This is a genomic window from Streptomyces sp. NPDC059718, assembly GCF_042733315.1.
Lineage (GTDB): Bacteria > Actinomycetota > Actinomycetes > Streptomycetales > Streptomycetaceae > Actinacidiphila.
Genome location: NZ_JBHWGA010000001.1, coordinates 86,044 through 109,987, shown reverse-complemented (window position 1 = coordinate 109,987; position 23,944 = coordinate 86,044). Strand labels below are relative to the sequence as shown.

At 73.9% G+C, this 23,944-nt stretch carries 25 protein-coding genes and 1 other RNA gene; 14 read left to right on the top strand and 12 right to left on the bottom strand.

The window, feature by feature from the left end:
• A partial coding sequence (locus tag ACFV3E_RS00545; protein WP_500532735.1) for a hypothetical protein occupies positions 1 to 240 on the top strand: 240 nt, incomplete at its 5' end.
• A 2-nt stretch (positions 241 to 242) separates the two neighbouring features.
• Here ACFV3E_RS00545 and rnpB read toward each other — a convergent pair.
• Positions 243 to 643, bottom strand: an RNA gene (gene rnpB, locus ACFV3E_RS00540) — RNase P RNA component class A.
• A 29-nt stretch (positions 644 to 672) separates the two neighbouring features.
• The gene (locus ACFV3E_RS00535; RefSeq protein ID WP_500532734.1) at positions 673 to 2,118 is read right to left on the bottom strand and encodes an RNB domain-containing ribonuclease; all 1,446 of its coding nucleotides are present in this window, start codon (positions 2,116 to 2,118) and stop codon (positions 673 to 675) included.
• Positions 2,119 to 2,183: 65 nt separating this feature from the next.
• Between ACFV3E_RS00535 and yaaA the strand changes: the two genes are divergently transcribed.
• Entirely contained in the window at positions 2,184 to 2,966 is a 783-nt protein-coding gene (gene yaaA, locus ACFV3E_RS00530; protein ID WP_500532733.1) for a peroxide stress protein YaaA, read from the top strand.
• A gap of 676 nt (positions 2,967 to 3,642) precedes the next feature.
• The gene (gene eda, locus ACFV3E_RS00525; RefSeq protein WP_500532732.1) at positions 3,643 to 4,290 is read left to right on the top strand and encodes a bifunctional 4-hydroxy-2-oxoglutarate aldolase/2-dehydro-3-deoxy-phosphogluconate aldolase; all 648 of its coding nucleotides are present in this window, start codon (positions 3,643 to 3,645) and stop codon (positions 4,288 to 4,290) included.
• On the opposite strand, the gene ACFV3E_RS00520 is transcribed toward eda, so the two are convergent.
• From ACFV3E_RS00520 to ACFV3E_RS00510, 3 genes are read right to left on the bottom strand one after another with little or no spacing between them, the layout of a single operon-like run.
• The gene (locus ACFV3E_RS00520; RefSeq protein ID WP_500532731.1) at positions 4,276 to 5,439 is read right to left on the bottom strand and encodes a bifunctional RNase H/acid phosphatase; all 1,164 of its coding nucleotides are present in this window, start codon (positions 5,437 to 5,439) and stop codon (positions 4,276 to 4,278) included. The two genes, eda and ACFV3E_RS00520, sit on opposite strands and share 15 nt — an antisense overlap.
• Positions 5,439 to 6,182: a zinc ribbon domain-containing protein gene (locus tag ACFV3E_RS00515; protein ID WP_500532982.1), complete on the bottom strand. Its 744-nt coding sequence runs from the start codon at positions 6,180 to 6,182 to the stop codon at positions 5,439 to 5,441. Before ACFV3E_RS00515 ends, ACFV3E_RS00520 begins: the two co-directional genes overlap by 1 nt.
• On the bottom strand, positions 6,179 to 7,042 hold the full coding sequence (locus tag ACFV3E_RS00510; RefSeq protein ID WP_500532730.1) for a Nif3-like dinuclear metal center hexameric protein: 864 nt from the start codon (positions 7,040 to 7,042) through the stop codon (positions 6,179 to 6,181). The genes ACFV3E_RS00515 and ACFV3E_RS00510 overlap by 4 nt, the downstream gene beginning before the upstream one ends.
• Positions 7,043 to 7,222: 180 nt before the next feature.
• On the opposite strand from ACFV3E_RS00510, the gene ACFV3E_RS00505 reads away from it, so the two are divergent.
• Complete coding sequence (locus ACFV3E_RS00505; RefSeq protein WP_500532729.1) at positions 7,223 to 8,353, top strand: hypothetical protein; 1,131 nt, start codon at positions 7,223 to 7,225, stop codon at positions 8,351 to 8,353.
• 59 nt (positions 8,354 to 8,412) lie between these two features.
• Complete coding sequence (locus ACFV3E_RS00500) at positions 8,413 to 8,592, top strand: hypothetical protein (RefSeq protein WP_499511591.1); 180 nt, start codon at positions 8,413 to 8,415, stop codon at positions 8,590 to 8,592.
• A gap of 26 nt (positions 8,593 to 8,618) precedes the next feature.
• On the opposite strand, the gene ACFV3E_RS00495 is transcribed toward ACFV3E_RS00500, so the two are convergent.
• From ACFV3E_RS00495 to ACFV3E_RS00485, 3 genes are read right to left on the bottom strand one after another with little or no spacing between them, the layout of a single operon-like run.
• Entirely contained in the window at positions 8,619 to 9,557 is a 939-nt protein-coding gene (locus ACFV3E_RS00495; RefSeq protein ID WP_500532728.1) for a 3-oxoacyl-ACP reductase, read from the bottom strand.
• A 19-nt stretch (positions 9,558 to 9,576) separates the two neighbouring features.
• Complete coding sequence (locus ACFV3E_RS00490) at positions 9,577 to 10,653, bottom strand: Zn-dependent alcohol dehydrogenase (protein WP_500532727.1); 1,077 nt, start codon at positions 10,651 to 10,653, stop codon at positions 9,577 to 9,579.
• 26 nt (positions 10,654 to 10,679) lie between these two features.
• Complete coding sequence (locus ACFV3E_RS00485; protein ID WP_500532726.1) at positions 10,680 to 11,525, bottom strand: MaoC/PaaZ C-terminal domain-containing protein; 846 nt, start codon at positions 11,523 to 11,525, stop codon at positions 10,680 to 10,682.
• Positions 11,526 to 11,757: 232 nt separating this feature from the next.
• Between ACFV3E_RS00485 and ACFV3E_RS00480 the strand changes: the two genes are divergently transcribed.
• The 8 genes from ACFV3E_RS00480 to ACFV3E_RS00445 all read left to right on the top strand — a co-directional run bounded on the left by ACFV3E_RS00480 (position 11,758) and on the right by ACFV3E_RS00445 (position 19,662).
• Positions 11,758 to 12,702 (top strand): ABC transporter ATP-binding protein, encoded by a 945-nt coding sequence (locus ACFV3E_RS00480; RefSeq protein WP_500532725.1) that lies wholly within the window; start codon positions 11,758 to 11,760, stop codon positions 12,700 to 12,702.
• On the top strand, positions 12,702 to 13,433 hold the full coding sequence (locus ACFV3E_RS00475; protein ID WP_500532724.1) for an ABC transporter permease: 732 nt from the start codon (positions 12,702 to 12,704) through the stop codon (positions 13,431 to 13,433). The genes ACFV3E_RS00480 and ACFV3E_RS00475 overlap by 1 nt, the downstream gene beginning before the upstream one ends.
• A gap of 38 nt (positions 13,434 to 13,471) precedes the next feature.
• Positions 13,472 to 14,668, top strand: a complete 1,197-nt coding sequence (locus ACFV3E_RS00470; protein WP_500532723.1) for a sensor histidine kinase — start codon at positions 13,472 to 13,474, stop codon at positions 14,666 to 14,668.
• A complete protein-coding gene (locus ACFV3E_RS00465; RefSeq protein WP_500369899.1) occupies positions 14,665 to 15,279 on the top strand; it encodes a response regulator in 615 nt (204 codons plus the stop codon). The genes ACFV3E_RS00470 and ACFV3E_RS00465 overlap by 4 nt, the downstream gene beginning before the upstream one ends.
• A 698-nt stretch (positions 15,280 to 15,977) precedes the next feature.
• Positions 15,978 to 16,640, top strand: a complete 663-nt coding sequence (locus ACFV3E_RS00460; protein WP_500532722.1) for a class I SAM-dependent methyltransferase — start codon at positions 15,978 to 15,980, stop codon at positions 16,638 to 16,640.
• Positions 16,641 to 16,662: 22 nt separating this feature from the next.
• Positions 16,663 to 17,538 (top strand): N-acetylmuramoyl-L-alanine amidase, encoded by an 876-nt coding sequence (locus ACFV3E_RS00455; RefSeq protein ID WP_500532721.1) that lies wholly within the window; start codon positions 16,663 to 16,665, stop codon positions 17,536 to 17,538.
• A gap of 129 nt (positions 17,539 to 17,667) precedes the next feature.
• Positions 17,668 to 18,513 (top strand): DUF5336 domain-containing protein, encoded by an 846-nt coding sequence (locus ACFV3E_RS00450; protein ID WP_500532720.1) that lies wholly within the window; start codon positions 17,668 to 17,670, stop codon positions 18,511 to 18,513.
• 135 nt (positions 18,514 to 18,648) lie between these two features.
• On the top strand, positions 18,649 to 19,662 hold the full coding sequence (locus tag ACFV3E_RS00445) for an LLM class F420-dependent oxidoreductase (protein ID WP_500322184.1): 1,014 nt from the start codon (positions 18,649 to 18,651) through the stop codon (positions 19,660 to 19,662).
• Here the strand turns inward: ACFV3E_RS00445 and ACFV3E_RS00440 are convergent.
• On the bottom strand, positions 19,649 to 20,185 hold the full coding sequence (locus tag ACFV3E_RS00440; RefSeq protein WP_500532719.1) for a hypothetical protein: 537 nt from the start codon (positions 20,183 to 20,185) through the stop codon (positions 19,649 to 19,651). The genes ACFV3E_RS00445 and ACFV3E_RS00440 overlap by 14 nt on opposite strands.
• 143 nt (positions 20,186 to 20,328) lie before the next feature.
• Here ACFV3E_RS00440 and ACFV3E_RS00435 point away from each other — a divergent pair, with 143 nt between their 5' ends.
• On the top strand, positions 20,329 to 20,616 hold the full coding sequence (locus ACFV3E_RS00435) for a hypothetical protein (protein WP_499511603.1): 288 nt from the start codon (positions 20,329 to 20,331) through the stop codon (positions 20,614 to 20,616).
• A 7-nt stretch (positions 20,617 to 20,623) separates the two neighbouring features.
• Here ACFV3E_RS00435 and ACFV3E_RS00430 read toward each other — a convergent pair whose 3' ends face one another.
• From ACFV3E_RS00430 to ACFV3E_RS00420, 3 genes are read right to left on the bottom strand one after another with little or no spacing between them, the layout of a single operon-like run.
• Entirely contained in the window at positions 20,624 to 21,727 is a 1,104-nt protein-coding gene (locus ACFV3E_RS00430) for a prenyltransferase/squalene oxidase repeat-containing protein (RefSeq protein ID WP_500532718.1), read from the bottom strand.
• Positions 21,724 to 22,461, bottom strand: a complete 738-nt coding sequence (locus tag ACFV3E_RS00425) for a class I SAM-dependent methyltransferase (RefSeq protein ID WP_500532717.1) — start codon at positions 22,459 to 22,461, stop codon at positions 21,724 to 21,726. The genes ACFV3E_RS00430 and ACFV3E_RS00425 overlap by 4 nt, the downstream gene beginning before the upstream one ends.
• Entirely contained in the window at positions 22,455 to 23,780 is a 1,326-nt protein-coding gene (locus ACFV3E_RS00420) for a glycosyltransferase family 4 protein (protein WP_500532716.1), read from the bottom strand. Before ACFV3E_RS00420 ends, ACFV3E_RS00425 begins: the two co-directional genes overlap by 7 nt.
• Between the last annotated feature and the right edge of the window lie 164 nt (positions 23,781 to 23,944).

The window sequence follows — 23,944 nt, the reverse complement described above, 5'->3', positions numbered from 1 at the left end:
GAACCGGACGCCGCCCTCGCGCACTTCCGCCTGGCGGCCACCCCGGCGCGTACCTCCGCCCCGCAGCTCGCCCGGCTCCGCCTGTGGCAGGCCCGCGCCCTGCGCGCCTCCGGCCGCCCGGACGCCGCCGCGGAGGCACCGCGCCTGCTGCGCTCGGCCCGCGCGGTCGCGGAGGAGTACGGGATGGCACGGCTGGCCGCGGAATGCGCGGCGCTGCCGGCGGAGGCCGGCGGCGGGTGAGGCAGACGAGTCGAGCTGTACGCCGGGTTCTGTCCCCGGTCGGCCTCGCGGCCGGCCGGGCGACGGCCATCCATCTAGGACCGGCGTTGCCGCCGGCCTCGTGCGGTCTACCCGCGGACTCGGGCGGGCAGCCCTCGATCGTCCGCGCAGGGCCGTCTCACGACGGCCCCTTTTGACCTTGCTCCGGGTGGGGTTTACCTAGCTGCCCAGGTCACCCTGGGCACTGGTGGTCTCTTACACCACCGTTTCACCCTTACCGGGAGCCTTGCGGCCCCGGCGGTCTGTTTTCTGTGGCACTGTCCCGCGGGTCACCCCGGGTGGGCGTTACCCACCACCCTGCCCTGTGGAGCCCGGACGTTCCTCGGCAGGACCAGGGTCCTGACGCGGCCGCCCGCTCGGCTCGTCTGCCGTGGCGACCATGCTACCGGCCGATCACGCCGGGGTGAAAAGCACGGTGTGGCGGCCGGGGTCGGCCTGCGTCAGGCGGACCGGGAGCGGCTCGCCGAGCGGGAGGGGGGCGGTGCCGCCGCGGACGCGGGCGACGACGGCCGGGTCACACAGGTGGACCGTGCCGGAGGTCGGGTCGGAGTCCTTGATGTCGATGACGTAGGCGTCGAAGACCTCGCCGACGCGGTCCTTGAGCAGGGCCGCCTCGACGAGGTCGAGGGAGGCGCTCTCGATGGTGGCCGCGAAGTGCGATCCGCCGCGCATGTCGCGGGGCAGGTCCCGGAACGCCGCCGCGACCCACTCCGGCGGCTCCTGGCCGGCCACCGCGGCCAGGCAGAACTCGGCGGCGTAGCGGTCGACGAGGCGCCGCAGGGGCGCGGTGCAGTGCGTGTACGCCTCGGCGACGGCGGCGTGCACGGCCGGCTCGGCGGGGTGGCCGGGCCAGAAGGGCGTGTAGTCGGCGCCGCGGAACAGGCTCGTCGCCTCGTGCAGGAACGCCGCGTGGGTGCTGCGCTCCGGGTCCAGGGTGCGGACGAGCTCGGCGTACGAGGTCATGTGCGGCCAGTCGATGCGCAGCGCCGCGGCGACCCTGCGCAGCCTGGCCACCTCCCCGTGCGGGGCGAGCGGGAGCGTACGGAGGATGCCGTTGCCGGAGCGGATCATGACGCGGGCCGCGACCATGCCCGTGAGCAGGGAGATCTGGGCGTTCCAGGCGTCGACGGGGCGCGGCGCCCGGTACCGCAGGGCGTAGCCGCCGTCGAGCTCGACGACCTCCTGCTCGGGCACGTTCAGGGAGATGCCGCCGCGGGCCCTCTCCTGCTCCTCGCGCAGCCGGCCGACGGTACGGAGCAGCGCCACGGGCTCCTCGGCGGAGCCGGCGTCGATCGCGTGCTGCACGCCCGTGTAGTCCAGCCGGGCGCGGCTGCGGACGAGCGCCCGGCGGACGTCGACGTCGGTGACCGCGCCGTCCGCGTCGAGGTCGATCCGCCACAGCACGGCGGGCCGGTCCTGCCCGGCCAGCAGGCTGGCCGCCCCCTCGCCGAGCACCGGCGGGTGCAGGGGTACCCGGACGTCGGGGAAGTACAGGGTCTGCACGCGCCGGTGCGCCTCGGCGTCCAGCGCGCCCCCGGGCGTGACGAAGGCGGCGACGTCGGCGATCGCGTACGACACCCGGTAGCCGCGGCCGCCCTCGCGGACGGCGAGGTGCATCGCCTGGTCCAGGTCGAGCGACCCGGGCGGGTCGACGGTGAAGAACGGCACGTCGGTGGCGTCGTACCCGGGCAGCCGGGGATCGCGCGCCGCCTCCTCGGCCTCCGCGAGCACGTCCGCCGGGAAGTCCCGCCGCACGTGCAGGTCCGCGCGGAGCGCGTCCAGCGCGGACCTCAAGCGGACTCCGTCGGCGGTGGTGACGCGCAGGGGGCGACGAGGCATGGAGCGAGCCTAAGTCGGGCGGTCGTAGGCTGCACTGCACCGGGGAAACGTGAAGGAGAACAACCGTGCTCGTCCTGCTACCGCCGTCCGAGGGCAAGGCCACCGACGGCACCGGCCCCGCCGTCGACCTGGGCTCCCTCTCCCTGCCCGGGCTCACCACGGCCCGCGCGACGGTGCTGGACGAGCTCGTCGGGCTCTGCGCGGGCGGCGACGAGGACAAGGCGGCGGACGTACTCGGGCTCAGCCCCGGACTGCGCGGCGAGATCGCCCGCAACGCGGGACTGCGCCACGCGCGGACCCGGCCCGCGGGCGAGATCTACACCGGCGTGCTCTACGACGCCCTCGGCCTGGACACCCTGGACGCCGCCGCCCGGCGCCGGGCCGCCCGCTCGCTGCTGGTCTTCTCCGGGCTGTGGGGCGCGGTCGGCGTCCGGGACGCGATCCCCGCGTACCGCTGCTCGATGGGCGTGAAGCTGCCGGCCCTCGGGGCGCTCGCCGCGTACTGGCGCACGCACCTCGCCGAGGCCCTCCCGGGCGCCGCGGAGGCCGCGGGCGGGGGCCTGCTCCTGGACCTGCGGTCCTCGGCGTACGGGGCGGCGTGGAAACCGGCCCCGCGCAGCGCGCTCGCGGGGCGCACGGCGACGGTGCGGGTGGTGCAGGCGGAGACGCGGAAGGTGGTCAGCCACTTCAACAAGGCGACCAAGGGGCGGATCGTGCGGGCCCTCCTGGAGTCCGGGGCGCGCCCCAAGAACCCCGACGCGCTCGTCACGGCCCTGCGCGACCTGGGCTTCACGGTGGAGGTGCCCGGGCCCGGCCGCCTCGACGTGTTGGTGACGGACGTCCACTGAGTTCTTGTGCGGGTGGGTTGTCGTGTGCGGGTTGTCTGCGCCTGCGGCGGGCTGTTTCCCCGCCGCCCACCCGATTGCCCGGCGCGGTCAGTGCGGGTCTGCGCTCTGTTGGGGTGGGGTCGGTGGCGCGCCGGCGCACGTCCTCAGCGCTCGCGGTTTTGCCCTACATCGTTCGGCGCCGGGTTCGCCGCTCGTCGCTTCCGGGCGCACCCCGCCACACCCCCTCCCGTCGTGTGGGCGCATGACGGCCGGTGGGGGGTGAGTAAGGCACTTGCGGCGGCCCCGGACCGCCTTCTAACCCCCCACCGGCCGTTGGCCGCCGCTCGATACGGAGGGGGCGGGGGAGTTGGGGGCACCCCCGGCCGAAGGCTGGGGGAGGGTGGGCGTTCTGGACGCTGACGTGTATTTGTTGTGCGGCACAGACGGCACAACCCGGACCGCCCGCCACGCACATAAATATGCGGTCCAGAATGCCCAGCCCCGCAGGCCCCGACCCCGGCCCACTACGCACCGCGCGAAGCCCGCACCAACCGCGCCGGGCAATCGGGAGGGCGGGCGGGGGATGCCCGCCGCAGGCGCAACGGAGCCGCACACAACAACAGGCCGCAAGGGGCACCCCGTTGCACAGGACGCAACGCGCGTTGCGGGGGCCGCACGGGGGCGACACGATGCCACGGTGCTGAACCTCGCCCCCGCCGCCCCCGTGATCCCCGTCCTCACGCTGGACGACCCCGCCGACGCGGCCCCGCTCGTCCGGGCGCTGGTCCGCGGGGGGTTGACCGCGGTGGAGATCACGCTGCGGACGCCCACCGCGCTGGAGGCGATCGCCGCGGCGGCCCGCGAGGTGCCCGAGGCGGTCGTGGGGGCCGGGACCGTGGTGCGGGCGGAGCAGGTGGGGGCGGCGGCGCGGGCCGGGGCGCGGTTCCTGGTGAGCCCCGGGTGGACGGCGGGCCTGCTCGACGCGATGACCGCGTCCGGGCTGCCGTTCCTGCCCGGCGTGTCGACCGCCTCCGAGGTGGTCGCCCTGGCCGAACGCGGTGTGACGGAGCTGAAGTTCTTCCCCGCGGAGGCGGCCGGTGGCACGGCGTACCTCAGGGCGCTGGCCGCCCCGCTGCCGGGCGTCCGGTTCTGCCCGACCGGCGGCATCGACGCGGAGCGCGCGCCGGCGTATCTGGCGCTGCCCAACGTCGCCTGTGTGGGCGGCAGTTGGATGGTCCCGCAGGACGCCCTGCGGGACCGCGACTGGGACCGGGTGGAGCGGCTCGCCCGCGAGGCGGCCGGGCTGCGGGCAACGGCGCGGCCCGCGCCGTCAGCGCAGGTGTGACGTGTCGTTCAGCAGCCGCAGCGACGCGTTCCCGTCCCCGTAGTACGCCACCGCCGACAGCGCCGCCGGCGACAGCTCCATCCGGAACAGCGACTCCGGCGGGGCGCCCAGGGCCAGCCGGACCAGGGTCTTGATCGGGGTGACGTGGGTGACCAGCAGGACCGTGCGGCCGGGGTGACGGGCCAGGAGCTTGTCCCGGGCGAGGGAGACCCGGCGGGCGACGGCGGCGAAGCTCTCCCCGCCGGGCGGGGCGGCCTTGGCAGAGCCGAGCCAGGCGTCGAGTTCGTCCGGGTAACGCTCCTTCACCTCGGCGAAGGTGAGCCCCTCCCAGGCGCCGAAGTCGGTCTCGCGCAGCCCCTCGTCGACGCGTACGTCGAGGCCGAGCCGGTCCGCGACGGCCTGCGCGGTCTGCCGGCAGCGCGCCAGCGGCGAGGTGACGACGGCCTGGACGGTGCCGCGGGCGGCGAGGGCGTCGGCGGCACGCTGGGCCTGCCAGAGGCCCTTCTCCGAGAGTTCCGGGTCGTCGCCGCCGCTGCCGGAGAAGCGCTTGTCCGCGGTGAGCGGGGTCTCGCCGTGCCGCAGCAGGACGAACGTGGTGGGCGTGCCGAGGTCGGCCGCCGCCGCCCAGCCGACGGGCGGGGCCTTGGGGGTCTCGTCCACGGCCTCGTCCACCGGTTCCGGCTCGGTGGCGGGGGTGACCAGCGCGGCGGCGGAGCGGCCGGGCTCCCACTGCTTGCCGCGCTTGCCGGCGTCCATCGCCTCGTTGGCGAGCCGGTCGGCGTGCTTGTTCTTCTCGCGCGGGATCCACTCGTAGCTGACCTGCTCGGCCGGCAGGACGGTCTTCGCCTCGGCGGCCAGCGGCCGCATGTCCGGGTGCTTGATCTTCCAGCGGCCGGACATCTGCTCGACGACCAGCTTGGAGTCCATCCGCACCCGTACCCGGGCCTGCGGGTCGATCGCGTGCGCGGCGCGCAGCCCGGCGATCAGGCCCCGGTACTCGGCGACGTTGTTGGTGTGCCTGCCGATGAACTCGGCGGCCTCGGCGAGCACTTCACCCGTGGCGCCGTCGCAGACGACGGCGCCGTACCCGGCCGGTCCCGGGTTGCCCCGGGACCCACCGTCGGCCTCCACCACCAACGTACGGACCATTACAGGCCCGACTCGGGGGTGCGGACGAGGATGCGGCGGCAGTTCTCGCAGCGCACGACCTCGTCGGCGGCGGCCGCCCGCACCTCGTTGAGCTCGGTGATGTTCAGCTCCAGCCGGCAGCCCTCGCAGCGCTTCTGGTAGAGCCGGGCGGCGCCGACGCCGCCGGACTGGCCGCGCAGCTTGTCGTAGAGCTTCAGCAGGTCGGCGGGGACCGAACCGGCGATGATCTCGCGCTCCTTGGTGACCGTGGAGCCCTCGGCGTCGATCTCCTGCAGCACCACGTTGCGGCGCTCCGTGGACTCGCCGGCCTTGGCCTGCACGGACTCCAGGCGCCCGGTCAGCTCCTGGACCCGCTCCTGCAGGCCCTCGCGGCGCTCCATGACCTCCAGGACGACGTCCTCGAGGTCGCTCTGCCGCTTGGCGAGCGAGGTGATCTCGCGCTGCAGGTTCTCCAGGTCCTTCGGGGAGGAGACCGCGCCGGAGTCCAGCCGCTCCTGGTCGCGGACGGCACGCTTGCGCACCTGGTCCACGTCCTGCTCGGCCTTGGTCTGCTCGCGGGCGGTGTCGCTCTCCTCGGTCTGGGCGGCGACCAGCAGGTCGCGCAGCTGGTTCACGTCGGAGTTCAGGCGCTCGATCTCCGCGTGCTCGGGAAGGTTGATGCGCTTGTGGTCCAGCTGCGCGAGACGCGCGTCGAGGGCCTGGACCTCAAGCAGTCGGATCTGGTCTGCGGGCGCGGCTTTCAGCGGGGGGCTCCTGAGGTCGTGGGTTCGTCAAGGGGAAGTGCCGGGGCGTGGGCCGTCCACGGGTCGGTCACGGCGCGCGAAACGTACGTGCGCAGTGCCCAGCCGTGCCGTTCGCAGACCTCGTCGAGCCGGCGCGCGGCCTGCTCGCACCAAGGCCATTCGGTGGCCCAGTGGGCGGCGTCGACGAGCGCGGGCGGACCCGCCTGCTGCGCCTCGGACGCCGGGTGGTGGCGCAGGTCGGCGGTGAGGTAGACGTCCACCCCGGCCCTGCGTACGTCCTCGAAGAGACTGTCGCCGGAGCCGCCGCACACCGCCACGGTGCGGACCTGCCGCTCCGGGTCGCCCGCGACGCGCAGTCCGGTCGCGGTGGCCGGCAGGCCGGCCGCCGCACGGCGGGCGAACTCCGCCAGCGTCATCGGCTCGGGCAGCTCGCCGATCCGGCCGAGGCCGCGGCGGCCGGCCGGGTCGGCGGGGTCGGGCACGAGGGGTCCGGTGACCCGCAGGCCGACGGCCTCGGCCAAGGCGTCGGAGACCCCGGGATCGGCCCGGTCGGCGTTGGTGTGCGCCACGTGCAGCGCGACGTCGTTCTTGATCAGGGTGTGCACGACGCGGCCCTTGAAGCCGGTCGCCGCGACCGTCGTCGTCCCGCGCAGGTAGAGCGGGTGGTGCGTGACCAGCAGGTCGGCGCCGGTGGCGATCGCCTCCTCGACGACCTCCCGGACCGGGTCGACGGCGAACAGGACCCGGCCGACCTCCGCGTCCGGGTCCCCGCAGACGAGACCGACGGCATCCCACTGCTCGGCCCATGCCGGAGGCCAGAGGGCTTCGAGGGCGGCGATGACGTCGGACAGTTTCGGCACGGGTCGAGGTTACCGCGCCGGTGGCGGGCGGCCGGAATCCCGGGCTGGTCATGAGCACACCGAGCATCCGAAGTCCGACGGAACGGGACGAGAGCCACCCTTATGTGTGAAGACCACCAACTCGTGTCGGACGCCCGGGCGTGCGAAAACTAGCGTCGTGGCCCGGAGGTGAGCCACACCATGACAGCCTGCGCCACCGAGACCACCACCGTGCGACGGGCCGGGTTCACGATCGCCGCGGACGGCTCCTACGCCGCCTGCCTGGCCCAGGCACCCGACGGGGGTGACGGCTGGTACCCCGAGCGCTGGACGCTCGGCGGGCCCGAGCCGTACACCGTGCCCCTGCCCGGCAACCAGCCCGAGGAACAGTGCTCCGAGGTCCTGCCGCTGCCCGACGGCCGCGTGCTCATCCGCCGCCGGGTCGCCGACCGGTACGACCTCGCCCTGCTCTACCCGACCGGTCCCGGGACCGGCGAACTGCTCGTCGGCTCGCTGCCGGGCGGGGACGCGGAGGCGCGGCTGCTGCCCCCGGTCGCCTCCGGCGAGGCGTACGCGCTCACCTACGACCCGGCGCGCGAGGTCTCGGCGGTGTGGCTCGTGCACGACGACCGGGACCTGCGGCCGCGCCGGCTGGCGGAGGTCCCGGGCCGCTGCGGGGGCGGCGCGTGGCTGGACCGCGCGGGCCGGCTGCTCGCGCTGGACCACGAGGCGGAGGGGACGGTCAAGACGGTCGCCGTGGACCTGGAGCGGGCCGGGGCGGTCAGCCCGCTGCTGCAGATCACCGAGGGGAGCAACGACCGGTTGCTGCTCGCGGAGCCGGACAGCGGGCTGCTGATAGTGCGCACCGACGCCACCGGCGAGGACCGCATCGGCTGGGGCGTCCTGGGCAGCCGCCGGCCCCTGCGGTTCGCCGAGTGCCTGCGCGTCCCGGACGCGGTGCTCACCCCGTTCGCGGCGCAGCCCGGCCAGGTGCTGATGCCCGAGGCGTGCGCGGTGGCACTGCGCGCGGACGGCCCGCACGGCACCTCACTGGCGGTCTGGCGGCCCGGGGAACGCGGTACCACCTGGCTGTCGGCGCCGGAGGGTTGGCTGCCCGGGGCCGGCCTGTGGTCGGCCCGCGGCGTGCTGCGCCTGCCGTACGCCTGCGCGCACTGCCCGTGCGGCACGGTGGAGTACGAGGCGCCGCCCGCGGTGCCCGTGCCGCCCCCGCTGGGGAGCGTGGCGGAGGGCGCTGCCGCGGACGTCCCGGAGGCGGCCAGGACCAGCCCTGTGCTCCCTTTGCAGAAGGCGCCGCTGGCCACGGGATCTTGAATCGGTAAACTCCTGCGGCGTTCCGCGCACCTTGCACGCTAGTAACGGGGAGTTTCCTCATGTCCGATGCCCGACACGACACCGCCGCCGAGGCCCGCCTCGAGGACGGTTCCGCCGAGGGCCGGCACGCCGGCCGCCACCGCGGTACGGCTTCCGCCCAAGACGACAACGCCCAGGTGGTCCAGGCGCCGCACGGCCGCCACCGCCGCCCCTCCGGGCCCCCCGCCATGGAGGTCTGACGGGTCCGGAGCCCGGAAGGACCGGTTCAGCCCCCGTGGCGCAGGGCCAGGACGTCGGTGGCGGCGAAGGTGTCACCGGGGTCACGGCCCGCCCAGTACGGGGTGAGCAGGTCGTCCAGCTCGTCGTGGGTGAACGCCTCCTTGGCGGTGTCGAACCTCGCCGCGACGCGGGGGCGGTCCATCACCGCCACCATCCCGCCGTGCACGACGAACAGCTGGCCGGTGATCCGGTCGGCCGCCGGTGACGCCAAGTAGCCGACGAGCGGGGCGACATGCTCCACCCCCAGCGGGTCCGGTCCGTCCCCGGGCCGCCCGAGGCCCGCGAAGACGTCCTCGGTCATCCGCGTGCGCGCCCGGGGGCAGATGGCGTTGACGCGTACGCCGTACCTGCCGAGGGCGGCGGCCGTCGACGAGGTGAGGCCGACGATGCCGCCCTTGGCGGCCGCGTAGTTGGGCTGGCCGGCCGAGCCGGCGAGGAACGCCTCGGACGAGGTGTTGACGACCCGGCCGTAGACCGGGTCGTCCGTCCTCTTGGCGCGCTCGCGCCAGTGGGCGGCGGCGAACCGGGTGGTGGCGAAGTGGCCCTTGAGGTGGACCCGGACGACGGAGTCCCACTCGTCCTCGGTCATCGAGAAGACCATCCGGTCCCGCAGGATCCCCGCGTTGTTGACCAGGATGTCGAGGGCCCCGTACGTGCCGACCGCCAGCCGGACCAGGTCCTGCGCCTGCCCAAAGTCGGCGACGTCCCCGTGGTGCGCCACCGCGTGGCCGCCGGCGGCGGCGATCTCGGCGACGACCTCGTCCGCGGGGGTCGCCGACGCCGCGCCGGAGCCGTCGCGGCCGGGCTGCCCGTAGTCGTTGACGACCACGTTGGCGCCCAGCCGCGCCAGTTCCAGCGCCTCCGCACGGCCCAGGCCGCGGCCGGCCCCCGTCACGATCGCCGTCCTGCCGTCCAGCACGCCCATGCCTTCTCCAGCCCTGGTGTCAGACCGCGATGCAGGTGCGCAGCGCCTCACCGCTGCGCATCTGGTCGACGGCCTCGTTGATCTGGTCGAGCCGTACGCGGTGGGTGATGAGCCCCTCCAGGTCCACGCGTCCGGCGCGCCAGAGGCGGATGACGCGGTCGTAGGACCGCAGGACGTCGCCGCCGCCGTAGAGGGAGGGCAGGATGCGCTTCTCGTCGAAGAAGAGCTCGAACATGTTGATCTGCAGGAGGTCGTCCATCGCCCCGGCGCCGACGACGCAGAGCGTCCCGCCGCGGCGGGTGGTCTCGTAGGCCGTGCGGGCGGTGGCGCTGCGGCCGACGACCTCGAAGACGTAGTCGAAGCCCTCGCCGCCGGTGATCCGGGCCTTCGCGTCGGCCAGTTCCTCCGGGGCGACCGCGTCGGTGGCGCCGAAGCGCAGGGCCGCGTCGCGGCGGGACTCCACGGGGTCGACGGCGATGATCTCCGAAGCGCCGGAGGCGCGGGCCCCCTGGATGACGCTGATGCCGACGCCGCCGCAGCCGATGACGGCGACGGACGAGCCGGGGGTGACCCGCGCGGTGTTCAGCGCGGCGCCGATGCCGGTCGTGACGCCGCAGCCGATGAGGGCGGCGATCTCGTACGGCAGGTCGTCGGGGATGGGCACGGCGCAGGAGGCGGAGACCACGACCTCCTCGGCGAAGGTGCCGGTGCCGGCGAAGCCGAAGACGTCCCCGGCGGGGCGGCGGAAGTTGGGCGTACCGGCGTTCATGAAGCCGGCCAGGCACAGATGGGACTGGCCGCGCCGGCAGGCCGGGCAGGCGCCGCAGGCCGGGAGCCAGCAGACCAGGACCCGCTCTCCGGCCGTGAGGCCCGTGACGCCCTCGCCGGTCTCGACGATCTCCCCGGCGCCCTCGTGGCCGGGGACGAAGGGCGCGGGCTGCGGCAGAACACCGCTCATGGCGGACAGGTCGGAGTGGCACAGCCCGGTCGCCCGCAGCCGGATGCGCACCTTGCCCGGGCCGAAGCCCACCGCCTCGATGTCGTCGACGACCTCGAGCTTGTCCTGGCCGATCTCCTGCAGGAGCGCTGCGCGCATGGGTGTTCCCCTCTCCCCTCGGGGGCCTACGAGTACTCGACGACGGTGTCGGCGAGGACCGGCGCGTCGTCCCGTTCGACGGCGGTCGCCGACGCCAGGACGCGGCCCTGTTCGGACCACATCCGGATGCGCAGGGTCTCGCCGGGGAAGAAGACCCCGGCGAAGCGGGTGGAGCAGGACCGTACGCGGCCCGCGTCGTCGCCGAGCAGGGTGTCGACGACGGCCTTGAGCGTGATGCCGTAGGAGCACAGGCCGTGCAGGATGGGCCGGTCGAAGCCGGCGTGCTTGGCGAACTCGGGGTCGGCGTGCAGCGGGTTCCAGTCGCCGGAGAGCCGGTAGAGCAGTGCCTGGTCCTCGCGGGTGGCACGCAGGACGGTGCGGTCGGGGGCCCGTCCGGGCGGCTCGGCGCGGGCGGAGGGACCGCGGTCGCCGCCGAAGCCGCCCTCGCCGCGGACGAAGATCTGCGCGTCGGAGGTCCACAGCGGCCCCTGCTCGTCGGCGACCTCGCGGCGCAGCACGATGACGGCGGCCTTGCCCTTGTCGTACACGTCGGCGACGCGCGAGGTCTGCAGCGCCCGGCCGCGGACGGGGACCGGGCGGTGCACCTCGATGCGCTGCGCGCCGTGCAGGACGGCGGCGAGGTCGATCTCGATGCCGGGCAGGGACAGCCCGCCCCGTGCCTCCCCGGCGGCGGCCGAGCCGCCGGCGACGGTGGCGAAGCTGGGCAGGACCTGCAGGCCGGGGCCTTCGAGGGCGTAGTTGAGGGTGCTCGCGCCGAGGCCCAGGTGGTAGAGGATGACGTCCCTGTGGTCCCAGACGAGTTCGGCGCTGCGGGGTTCGGCCGAGGTGGCGGCGACGACGTCGATCGGCATGTCCGGCGGCTCCTTCGCTGCGCGGTGGGCCCTGGCGCGGCCGTCCGCACCGTCGGCCCCGCCAGGGCGTGCACTAGAACGCGTTCTAGCCAGCCCATGTATAACGCATCGCCCGGCCGCTGGGAATAGCTGATACATCGTCAGAACAGCCACCGGTAGTGACATTTGTCCTGCCCGGGTCCGTACATTCCCCACTGACCCCGCGGGGGGCGGCGGCCCTAGTGTCGGTGACATGACGACGACAGTGAGTTTCACCAGGGCCGTCAAGACGTTCGGCGCGGTACGCGCGGTGGACGGCGTCGACCTGGAGATCCGGCGGGGGGAGTCCGTCGCCCTGCTCGGCCGCAACGGCGCGGGCAAGTCCACCACGATCAGCCTGCTGCTCGGGCTCAACGAACCCGACAGCGGCGAGGTCAGGCTCTTCGGCACCACCCCGCACACGGCGGTCCGGGCGGGCCGGATCGGCGCGATGCTGCAGGACGGCCGGCCGATCCCCCGGGTGACCGTACGGGAGCTGCTCACCTTCGTGGCGCGCACCTACCCCCACCCCATGCCCGTGGCCGAGGCCCTGGAGCTGGCCGGCCTCACCGAGGTCGCCGGCCGCCGCGCCGACCGGCTCTCCGGCGGCCAGGCGCAGCGGGTCCGCTTCGCCGTGGCCCTGGCCGGCAACCCCGAGCTCATCGTGCTGGACGAGCCCACCGCCGCCCTCGACGTCGAGGCCCGGCGCGCGTTCTGGGACTCGATGCGGGCGTACGCGGCCCGCGGCAACACCGTGCTGTTCTCCACCCACTACCTGGAGGAGGCGGACGAGAACGCCGACCGCATCGTGGTCATCGACCGCGGCCGTGTCGTCGCCGACGACAGCGGCGAGCGCATCAAGCGGGCGGTCGGCGGCAACCTCGTCTCCTTCGACCTGGCCGGGACCCCCACCGAGGGCCTGCGGCAACTGCCCGGGGTGGTGACCGTGGAGGTCCGCGGCGACCGCGCCCTGCTGCGCTCCGCCGACTCCGACGCCACCGTCGTCGCCCTCGCCGACCGCGGCATGGTCCGCGGCCTGACGGTGACCGCCGCCAGCCTCGAGGACGCGTTCCTCTCCCTGACCTCGCAGTCCTCCGCCGAGGACGCCGCCCCCGCCACCGCCACGGACACCGCCGCCCTCACCGAGGAGAAGGTCTGATGCTGCTCGCCTACGTCTCGCTGGAGATCCGCCGCACCCTGCGCGACGCCGGATTCGTGATCTTCGGCGTCGGCATGCCCGTCATGATGTACCTGCTCTTCACCAACCTCGGGGTCAGCGGCTCGGAGGAGGACAAGTCCATCGCGCTGGCCTCCATGGTCGGCATGGCCGCGTACGGCGCGCTGGGCTCGGCGGTGTCCACCGGGTCCAGCGTCGCGGAGGACAAGGGCCTCGGCTGGCTGCGCCAGCTGCGGATCACCCCCATGTCCCCGCTGCTGGTCGTCACCGGCCGCTGCATCAGCGGCTCGGTCACCGTGCTGCCCGCCATCCTGGCCGTCCTGCTGGCCGGCGGGCTGGTCAACGGCGTCGAACTGGAGCCCTGGCAGTGGGCGGCCGTCGGCGGGCTGCTCTGGATCGGCACCGCCCCCTTCACCCTCCTCGGCCTCGGCAACGGCTACCGGCTGTCCGGGCAGACCACCGGCGTGGTGAACATGGCCTGCAACCTGGGCCTGTCCGTCGTCGGCGGGCTGTGGATCCCCTCGTCCGTCTTCCCCGGCTGGCTGCGGGCGGTCTCCGAGTGGACCCCGTCGCACCGCTTCGGACAGCTCGGCTGGAGCATCGCCGACGGCGCGGTCCCGCGGGCGGGTACCGTCGCCGTGCTCGCCGCCTGGACGGCCCTGTTCGGCGCGTACGCCGTGTACGCCTACCGCCGCTCGGCACGCACCCCGTGAAGCCCACCGGCACCGTGGAGAAGGAGGAGACGACGGCCATGGCGACCACGACGGCATCCCGGCCCCCGCTGCCGGCACGCATCTGGCGCGAGTGGCGGCACCTGCGGGTGACCCGGTCCACCTCCGCGGAGATCGAGGACCTCAAGCCCCCGACCCGCTTCACCTTCCTGCCCTGGCTGCTGATGGGCGTGGGCGCCCTGTCCCACCTCCTGCAGGGCAAGGCCGCCAACCCCTGGCTCGGCGGCCTCGGCCTGCTGGCCTTCAACTCCCTCTACATCGGGGTCGTCTTCACCGCCCTCAACCCGCGCGCCGCGGCCGGGAAGGCGCCCCGGCTGTACCTGCTCGCGCTGGCCGCCGTCACCTACGCCCTCGCCATCGGCTACGGCGGCAGCTGGCTGGTGTTCTTCCCGCTGCTGTCACTGGCCGTGGGGATCGTGGTGCGCGGCCGGCGGATGGGTCCCGTCCTCGTCGCCCTCGCGGTGTCCGCCGGGATCGTCTCCGGGCTGCGCAGCGGCGACATCTGGGACGGCGTGTCCATCGGGTACGGCAGCCTCATCTCCGGCCTGGTGACCGCGGCCATGCTCACCCTCTTCGACGCGGTGACCCAGCTGCGCGCCACCCGCCAGGAGCTGGCCCGCAACGCCGTCGCCGAGGAGCGGCTGCGCTTCTCCCGCGACCTGCACGACCTGCTGGGGCACACCCTCTCCGTGGTCGTCGTCAAGGCCGAGGCCGCCCGCCGGCTCGCCCCGCGCGACCTCGACGCCGCCCTCGCCCAGGTCGCCGACATCGAGGCGGTGGGGCGCCAGGCCCTCACCGAGATCCGCGAGGCCGTCACCGGCTACCGCGAGGGCAGCCTCTCCACCGAGCTGGACCGCGCCCGCTCGGCCCTGGCGGCGGCCGGGATCGAGGCCGTCGTCAAGGAGTCCGGCCCGCCGCTGCCCTCGCAGACCGAGGCCCTCCTCGGCTGGGTGGTGCGGGAGGGGGTGACCAACGTCGTACGGCACAGCGGGGCCACCACCTGCGTCATCGAGCTCGCCGGCGCCGACGGTCAGGTACGCCTGCGGATCACCGACGACGGCCGCGGCGTAGGCTCGGCCCCCGGGTCGGGCTCCGGCCTCAAGGGGCTCACGGAGCGGCTGGCCGCGGCCGGCGGTTCCCTCGGCACCGGCCCCGCGCCCCGGGGCGGGTTCCAGGTCGTCGCCGAACTGCCGGTGGAGGAGGAACAGGCCGCATGAGCAGCCCCATCAAGGTCCTGCTGGCCGAGGACCAGGGCATGATGCGCGGGGCGCTCTCCCTGCTGCTGAACCTGGAGGACGACATCGAGGTCGTCGCGCAGGTCGCCGCGGGGGACGAGATCGTCACCACGGCGCTGGAGGCCAGGCCCGACGTCGCCCTGCTCGACATCGAGCTCCCCGGGCGCAGCGGGCTCGACGCGGCGGCGGAACTGCGTGAGCGGCTCCCGCAGTGCAAGGTGCTCATCCTCACGACGTTCGGCCGTCCCGGGTACCTGCGCCGCGCCATGGAGGCCGGGGCGTCCGGCTTCCTCGTCAAGGACGGCCCCGTCGAGGACCTCGCCGCCGCGATCCGGCGCGTCCTCGCCGGGCACCGCGTCATCGACCCCGCCCTGGCCGCGGCCGCCCTCAGCACGGGGCCCAGCCCGCTGACGCCGCGCGAACAGGACGTGCTCAACGCGGCCGCGGACGGGGCGACGGTGGCGGACATCGCGGCGCGGGTGCATCTGTCGGAGTCGACGGTGCGCAACTATCTGTCCTCCGCCATCGGGAAGACGGGCACCCGGAACCGCACGGAAGCGGTGCGCACGGCCCGCCACAACGGGTGGCTCTGACCCTCTGTCCGGGGTGCGTTCTGTGGGGCCCGGTTGTCGTGTGCGGGTTGTTTGCGCCTGCGGCGGGCATCCCCCGCCCGCCCTCCCGATTGCCCGGCGCGGTCAGTGACCGCCCCGCTGCGTACGTTGTGGGTCGGTGCCGCGCCGGGGCACCTCCTCGGCGCTCGCGGCGCTGCCTTACATCATTCGGCGCCCCGTGCTCCGCTCGTCGCCTGCGGGGGCACCCCGCCACACCCCCTCCCGTGTGTTGGGGCGACTGACGGCCGGTGGGGGTGAGTGGGGCACTTGCGGCCACCCCGAACCGCCCTCCTACCCCCCACCGGCCGTTGGTCGCCGCTCGATACGGAGGGGGCGGGGTCGTAGGGGTGGGCGTTCTGGACGCTGACGTGTATTTGTTGTGCGGCACAGACGGCACTGATCTGGACCGCCCGCCATGCACATAAATATGCGGTCCAGAATGCCCAGCCCCGGAGGCCCCGCCCCCGGCCCACCACGAACCGCGCGAAGCCCGCACCAACCGCGCCGGGCAATCGGGAGGGCGGCGGGGAAACCCCCCACCGCAGGCGCAAACGAGCCGCACACAAACACCCGGGCAGCCCGGCGCAGCCGCCCGCAGGCACAAACAACCCGCACACGACAACCGGCCGCACGGGGCACCCCCCGGATCGGGGACCGCACGCGTGGGGGACGATGGGGGCATGAGCACGCCACCCCCCGCAGACGTCCCCGCGGACGCACTGGCCGCCTTCGAGGCCGCGAAGGGCTTCATGCCCACCCACGAGGGCCTCGCCCTCCACGCGGCCGCCGCCGACGCCGCCGGCCGCCTCCCGGGCCTGCCCCTGCTGGAGGTCGGCACGTACTGCGGCCGCTCCACGATCCTGCTGGCCGCCGCCGCCCGCGACGCGAAGACGGTCGCCGTCACCGTCGACCACCACCGCGGCAGCGAGGAGCAGCAGCCCGGCTGGGAGTACCACGACACGGCGCTCGTCGACCCCGAGGTCGGCCTGATGGACACCCTCCCCGCCTTCCGGCGCACCCTGCACGCCGCCGGACTGGAGGAGCACGTGGTCGCGGTCGTGGGCCGCTCCCCGCAGGTCGCGGCGGTGTGGGGGAAGCCGCTCGCCCTGGTCTTCATCGACGGCGGGCACACCGACGAGCACGCCGGCAACGACTACGAGGGCTGGGCGCCGCACCTCGCGCAGGACGGCCTGCTGGTGATCCACGACGTGTTCGCGGACCCGGCCGACGGCGGCCAGGCGCCTTGGCGGATCTACCGGCGCGCGCTGGAGTCGGGCGCGTTCGAGGAGCTCTCGGTGACCGGTTCCCTGCACGTACTGCGGCGTACGGGCCCGGGAATCTGAGCCTGCGGATAGCATCGCTGACGTGTTCAAGACCAAGACACGCATCGCCGTGGCCGTGACCGCGCTGGTGCCGACCTGTGCGGCGGCCTGGCTCGTGTGGACCGCGTCGGGCGATCCGGTAGCCGGTAAGAACGCCGACCTCTCGCTGAGCGAGCCGCTGCCGGCCTCGGCCGCGGCGTCGCGGCAGCCGTCGGCGCCGAAGGCCCTGTCCGTCGCCAAGCCGCTCGCCGGGAAGGTCGTCGTCCTCGACCCGGGGCACAACACGAGCAACAGCCGGCACACCCGCGAGATCAACCGCCTGGTGAACATCGGCACCGGCCGCAAGGCGTGCGACACCACGGGCACCGCGACCAACTCGGGGTACTCCGAGGCCTCGTACACGCTGGACGTGTCCCGGCGCGTGAGGGCACTGCTCGCGGCGCGCGGCGCCACGGTGAAGCTGACGCAGGACGGGAACCGCGCGTACGGCCCGTGCATCGACGAGCGCGCCCGGATCGGCAACAAGGCGAAGGCCGACGCCGTCGTGTCGGTGCACGGCGACGGGTCCGCGGCAGGCAACCGCGGCTTCCACGTCATCCTCCCGGCCTCGGTGCACCGCGGCATCGCCGACACCCGCAAGATCGTCGCGCCCTCCAAGCGGCTGGGCACCGCCGTGAAGAACCACTTCGCGACGGCGTCCGGCACCAAGCCGTCGAACTACGTGGGCCGCGGTACGGGCCTGGTCGTCCGCAGCGATCTGGGCGGGCTCAACCTCAGCACCGTGCCCAAGGTGCTGATCGAGTGCGGCAACATGCGCGACCCGAAGGACGCGGCGCTGATGAAGAGCGCGGCCTGGCGGCAGAAGGCGGCCAAGGGCATCGCGGACGGCATCACGGCGTATTTGCAGGGCAGGCAGTGATCGACCGGTGTCCATCAGGTCCCGATCCTGTCACCGGGACCCTGCCGGGCTCAGCCGCGGACGTGTGTCCTCATACGATGGGGAACAGCCCTGCGACAGCGATGACGAGACGACTGACAAGGACCCCCAGTGAATAACCGCTCCCTCACCCGAGGAGACGGCGCGGTGATCGGCGCGGCGCTGCTGCTGCTGATCGCCTCGTTCCTGAACTTCTACGCCGCGAAGAACTGCGACGCGGACGGGTGCGCCGTCAGCGCCTGGAAGAGCGAGCTGTTCCCGCTGCTGCCCTCGGTGCACCTACTGGGCCTGGTCGCCGCCGGCCTGTTCGTGGCCTCGCGTTTCCAGCCCGAGGGGCGCAAGGTGCTCGGCATCGGCCTGGCCCAGTGGGGCGCGGTGCTGTCCGTGGCCGCCGCCTGGGACGCCCTGTGGTCGCTCTTCAACGGCAACGAGGCCTTCGAGCTGGGCGCCGGCGCCTACCTCTCCTTCGTCGCCGCCGCCGCTCTCGCCGCCGCCATGCTGCTCACCCTGCAGGGCCTGCCCGCCCTGAAGGCGCCGCTGCTGCCCGCTCCCAAGCCGCAGCAGCCCCAGCAGGCGCAGCCGTACGGCGGCCAGCAGGGCCAGCCGTACCCGGGCGTGCAGCAGGGCGGCTACGGGTACCCGGGGCAGACCGGCGGGCACGGCGCGCCGGCCGACCCGTCGTTCGGCGGCGGGCAGTACGGCTACCCGCAGGGACAGCAGCAGCCCCAGCAGCAGCCGCCGCAGGCCCAGCCCTCGGCGGAGTTCACGGCCTTCTGGTTCGCGGTGCCCGTGGCACGGCCGCTGTACGCGGAGGACGGTTCGGGCCGGCAGATCGCCGAACTGACCCCCGGCACCTGGTACCTGGCGGTGGACCAGAGCGGCACGATCCTGGTCGCGCAGACCCAGGACGGCCGGCGCGGCGTCCTGCAGGACGCCGACGGCATCCAGCGCGGCTGATCCCCCGCTCCTCGCGCACGCACGAGCCGTGCCCCGGGCCGTCCGGTCCGGGGCACGGCTGTTTCCCTTCCGGGGTGGGTGAGGTTGCCGTACCGTACGGCTGACATACCGTCAGATACGGCAGGAGGCGTGCGCATGCGGCTCGGTCTGGCCCTCGGCTACTGGGGGCGCGGCCCCTCCCCCGACCACCTGGCCCTGGCGCAGGAGGCCGAGCGGCTCGGCTACGACTCGGTGTGGACGGCCGAGGCCTGGGGCTCGGACGTGTTCACCCCGCTCACCTGGATCGCCGCGCACACCAGCCGGATCCGGCTCGGCACGGGCATCGCCCAGATGGCGGCCCGCTCCCCCACCGCCACCGCGATGCACGCGCTGACCCTGGACCACCTCTCCGGCGGCCGGGTCATGCTGGGTCTCGGCCTGTCGGGGCCGCAGGTGGTGGAGGGCTGGTACGGCAGGCCGTTCCCGCGCAGTCCGCTGACCGCGACCCGGGAGTACGTGGACGTCGTACGGCAGGTGCTGCGCCGCGAGGGCCCGGTGGCGCTGGACGGGCGCTTCCATCCGCTGCCGTACGCGGGGCCGGACGCGACCGGCCTCGGCAGGCCGCTCAAGCCGATCACGCATCCGCTCCGGGCCGGCCTGCCGATCCTGCTGGGAGCCGAGGGCCCGAAGAACATCGCCCAGACCACCCGCATCGCCGACGGCTGGCTGCCGCTGTACTGGTCGCCGTTCCGCACGGACGTGTACGAGGCCTCACTGGCGGACGCGCCGAAGGAGTTCATGATCGCCCCGATGGCGCGCGCCCGGCTGTGCGACGACCCGGCGGAGGGGCTGCTGCCGGTGAAGGCGATGCTCGGCTTCTACATCGGCGGGATGGGCGCCGCCTCCCGCAACTTCCACGCCGACCTGATGGCCAGGATGGGGTACGAGGAGGAGGCCCGGCGCATCCAGGAGCTGTTCCTGGCCGGGCGGCGCGAGGAGGCGGTGGCGGCGGTGCCGGACGCCTTCGCGGACGAGATCTCGCTCGTCGGCCCGCGCGGGAGGATCGCGGAGCGGCTGGAGGTGTGGCGGTCGGGCCCGGTGACCGACCTGCTGGTCACCGCGCCCGACCCGGCCACCCTGCGGGTGCTGGCCGAGCTCATCCGCCGCTGAGCTGGGACAGCGAGGGCACCTTGTCGGTGACCTTGGCGCCGGCGTCCTCGCCGGCCGACTTGACGCCGCTGATGGTGTCCTGGAAGGTGCCCACGATGTCGTCCGTGCCCTGGCCGCTGCGCAGCTTGGCCGGCAGGTCCTTGAGCGAGTCGATGCCCGCCGTCAGCGGGGCCACCAGCTTGGAGAGGGTCGGGTCGCCCTTGGCGTTCTCCGAGGCGGCCTTGAGCCGGTTGTAGGCGAAGGCCCCGGCGAGGCCGGCCTTCACCAGGGCGAGCTTGCGGCCGTCGGCGTCCTTCTGGAACTTGCCCTCGCGGTAGGGCTTGACGATCCACTGGTAGGTCGCGCCGGCGGCCAGTCCGGCGTTGGCGACGAAGCGGGTCTTGGCGAGCTTCTGCTTCTGCACGGAGGAGGTGGGGCTCGCGGTGCCGCCGCTCGCGCTCCCGTCGGAGTCGCCGCCGCAGGCGGGGACCACGAGGAGCAGGCCGGAGAGCAGGAGGGCGGTCAGGGCGCGGCGCAAGGGCATGACGGTTTCTCCCGGGGGATGCGGTGCGTGATCGCATCCTCGCCCGGGCCCCGGGGACCGGCCACCGCACAGGGCCGTACGGGGCGTCAGGCGCGCGCCGGCCCGCCACGTTTCAGTCCGCCGATCGGGGCAAGACGGCAGGTATGTCCAGACGTTATCGCGGCAATCTGGCGGCCACGATCATCATGGTGGCCGCGGACGTGGCGGCATTCATCCTGATCCTTTGGATCGTGCTGTGGGTCCTCGACGCCAACCGGGCGAACGACCTCGTGGAGTGGATCCACGACATGGCGTCCTGGCTCGGTGGCTGGGCCCACGACATCTTCTCCACCCAATCCGCATGGGCGCGCACCCTGCTGAACTACGGTCTGCCGGCGGCGGTCTACCTGATCGTCGGGCACGCCGTGGCGGGTCGCGTCAACCGGGCCTGACGCCCGCTCACCGGCCGGCGCAGCACCCCACCGCCTCGGGCACCAGCCCGAGCGGCAGCCGGTCGCCCCCGAAGACAGCCGTCGTCGCCTCGTCCCCTCCCAGGGCGGCGACGGCGAGCAGCAGGGCCCCGGCCGTCCACGTGGTGCGTTCCCGGGGCCACACGGCAGGTCCGGTGCCGGCCTGCGCGTCGCCCTCGAAGACGTACCCGGTCCAGTACATGCCGTCCTCGGAGCGCAGGTGGCGGATCGCGGCCAGGATCTCCACCGCGCGGTCGGACTCGCCCATCGCCCACAGGGCGAGGGCGAGTTCGGCGCTCTCCCCGCCGGTCACCCAGGGGTTGGGCACCACGCAGCGGACGCCGAGGCCGGGCACGACGAACTCGTCCCAGCGTGCCAGGACGCGCTCCCGGGCGGCCTCGCCGCGCAGCACCCCGCCGAGGACCGGGTAGTACCAGTCCATCGAGTAGCGGTCCTTGTCCAGGAACCGCTCGGGGTGGTGGGCGATGGCGTGCCCGAGGGCACCGGCGGCCAGCTCCCAGTCGGGCTGCGGGTCCTCGCGGTGCTCGGCGACGGCCAGCGCGCAGCGCAGCGCCTGGTACATCGACGAGCAGCCGGTCAGCAGCGCCTCCTGCGGGAACGTCCCGTCCTCCTCGCGCTTCCAGGCGATCTGCCCGCCGGGCAGCTGGAGTTCCAGGACGTACTCGACGGCCGCGTACAGCACCGGCCACATGCTCTCCACGAAGGCGTCGTCGCCGGTGGACAGGTAGTGGTGCCACACGCCGACGGCGACGTAGGCGCAGAAGTTGCTCTCCCGGCCCAGGTCGGTGGGTTCGCCCTCGGCGCCGTCGCCGTAGCCGTAGGCGGCGTACCAGGAGCCGTCCGGGTTCTGCCGTCGGGCGAGCCAGGTGTAGGCGGCCTCGGCGTGCTCGTGCTCGCCCGCGGCGTCCAGCGCCATGGCGGCCTCGACGTGGTCCCAGGGGTCGAGGTGACCGCCCTCGAACCACGGTATGGCGCCGTCGGGCCGCTGGACGGCGAGGATCCCGGCGACGGTCTGCGCGGCCTGCTCGGAGGTCAGGACGCCGGGCAGGACGAGGTGTTCGGTCCGCCTCACGCGTCGACGCCCGCCTTCGGGTTGTGCGGCTTGGTGGCGTAGGCGACGAAGCTCTTGCCGATCAGCGGGTTGAGCGTGTTCTCGGCGAGCCGGGTGGCCAGCGGCTTCTTCATGATGTCCCAGACCAGCAGCTTGTGGTACAGCTTCACCGGCAGGGCCTTGTCGTTGTCCACGCCGACGGCGCACTTGATCCACCAGTACGGGGAGTGCAGCGCGTGCGCGTGGTGGGTGCCGTACGGGCGCAGGCCCGCCTCACGGATCCTGCCCAGCAGCTCGTCGGCCCGGTAGATGCGGATGTGCCCGCCCTCGACCTCGTGGTACGCGTCGGACAGCGCCCAGCAGATCTTCTCCGGCCCGTAGCGCGGCACGGTGATCGCGATCAGCCCGCCCGGCTTGAGGACGCGCACCATCTCGGCGAGCACGCCCTTGTCGTCCGGGATGTGCTCCATGACCTCGGAGATGATGACGCGGTCGAAGCTGTCGTCGGGGAACGGCAGGCTGAGCGCGTCGCCCTCCATGGCCGTGGCGGTCGCGCCGGCCGGGGCCTCCCCGGCCTCCTTCATGGCGGCGAACCACTTGGCGACCTCGCGGATCTCGTCGCCGTTCCGGTCCAGGGCGACCACGTTCGCACCGCGCCGGTAGCACTCGAAGGCGTGGCGGCCCGCGCCGCAGCCCAGGTCGAGCACGCGGTCACCCGGAGCGAGCGGGAAGCGGGAGAAGTCGACGGTCAGCACGTGGAGTCTGCTTTCGTCCGGGACGGTGACTGGACAGTGGGCCGCGGCCCCCCGGCGGCCTCGATCGCCGCGCGGTAGTGCTCGGCGGTGCCGATGGCGGCCCGCTCCCAGGTGAAGCGGGCCAGTACGCGTTCCCGGCCGGCCCGGCCGAGACGGCGGCGCAGCCCGGAGTCGCGCAGCAGCCGGCCCAGCGCCGCGGCCAGCGCGCCCGGGTCCCCCGGCGGCACGGCGAGGCAGGTCTCCCCGTCCGGTCCGGCCACCTCGGGGATGGCACCGCCGGTGGTCGCGACCAGCGGCGTCCCGGTGGCCATGGCCTCGGCGGCCGGCAGCGAGAAGCCCTCGTACAGCGACGGCACGCACGCCACTTGGGCGCTGCGCACCAGGTCGACCAGCTCCGCGTCGCTGATGCCCTTGACGAAGTCGACGGCGCCGCCGAGCCCGTACCGCTCGATGGCGGCGGCCACCGGGCCGTCGTCGGCCCGCTTGCCGACGACGACGAGGTGCGCGTCGGGGTGCTCGGTGCGCAGCTTGGCGAGGGCCTCCACGAGGTGGATCAGGCCCTTGAGGGGTACGTCGGCGCTGGACGTGGTGACGATCCGGCCCGGCACCTCGGGCACGGACGGGTCGGGCGAGAACAGCCCGGTGTCGGCGCCGATGTGCACGACGTGCACGCGGTCCTCGCGCACCCCGAGGTGGTCGACGATCTCCTGGCGGGAGCTGCCGGAGACGGTCAGCACGGACGGCAGCCGGCGCGAGACCCGCTTCTGCATCCGGGTGAAGCCGTACCAGCGGCGGACCGACGCCCGGCGCTTCCACCCCTGCGCGACGTCGAGTTCGAGCTGCCGGTCGACGGTGATGGGGTGGTGGATGGTCGTCACCAGCGGCGCGCCGAGGGCGTCCGGGCCGCCGAGGAGGCCGTAGCCGAGCGTCTGGTTGTCGTGGATGACGTCGAAGGCCCCGCGCCGGGCGGCCAGGTGACGGCGGGCGCGCAGGCTGAACGTCAGCGGCTCCGGGAAGCCGCCGGTCCACATCGTGCCGACCTCCAGCGCGTCCACCCAGTCGCGGTACTCGCCGCGCTTCGGGGTGCGGAACGGGTCCGGCTGGCGGTAGAGGTCCATGCTCGGCAGCTCGGTGAGGCGTACCCCGTCACCGACCGCGTCGAGCACGGGGTAGGGCTGGGCGCCGATCACCTCGACGCTGTGCCCGAGCCGGGCGAGTTCCCTGGACAGATGGCGTACGTAGACGCCCTGGCCCCCGCAGAACGGGTTCCCCTTGTAGGTGAGCAGCGCGATCCGGAGCGGCCTGGCCTCTGCGGTCACTCACGGCCCCCTTCTCACTGCACTTCAGCGGGAGCGTAGCCGCCCGTGCCTCGCTAGAACAAGTTTCAGAATCGGTTACTCAGGAGTTGGCCCGAGAGCACGAAGATACCTGTAGCCGTGCGGGGTGCCCTGGCCGGTCCGGGTGATTCCCGCCACGCCGTGCC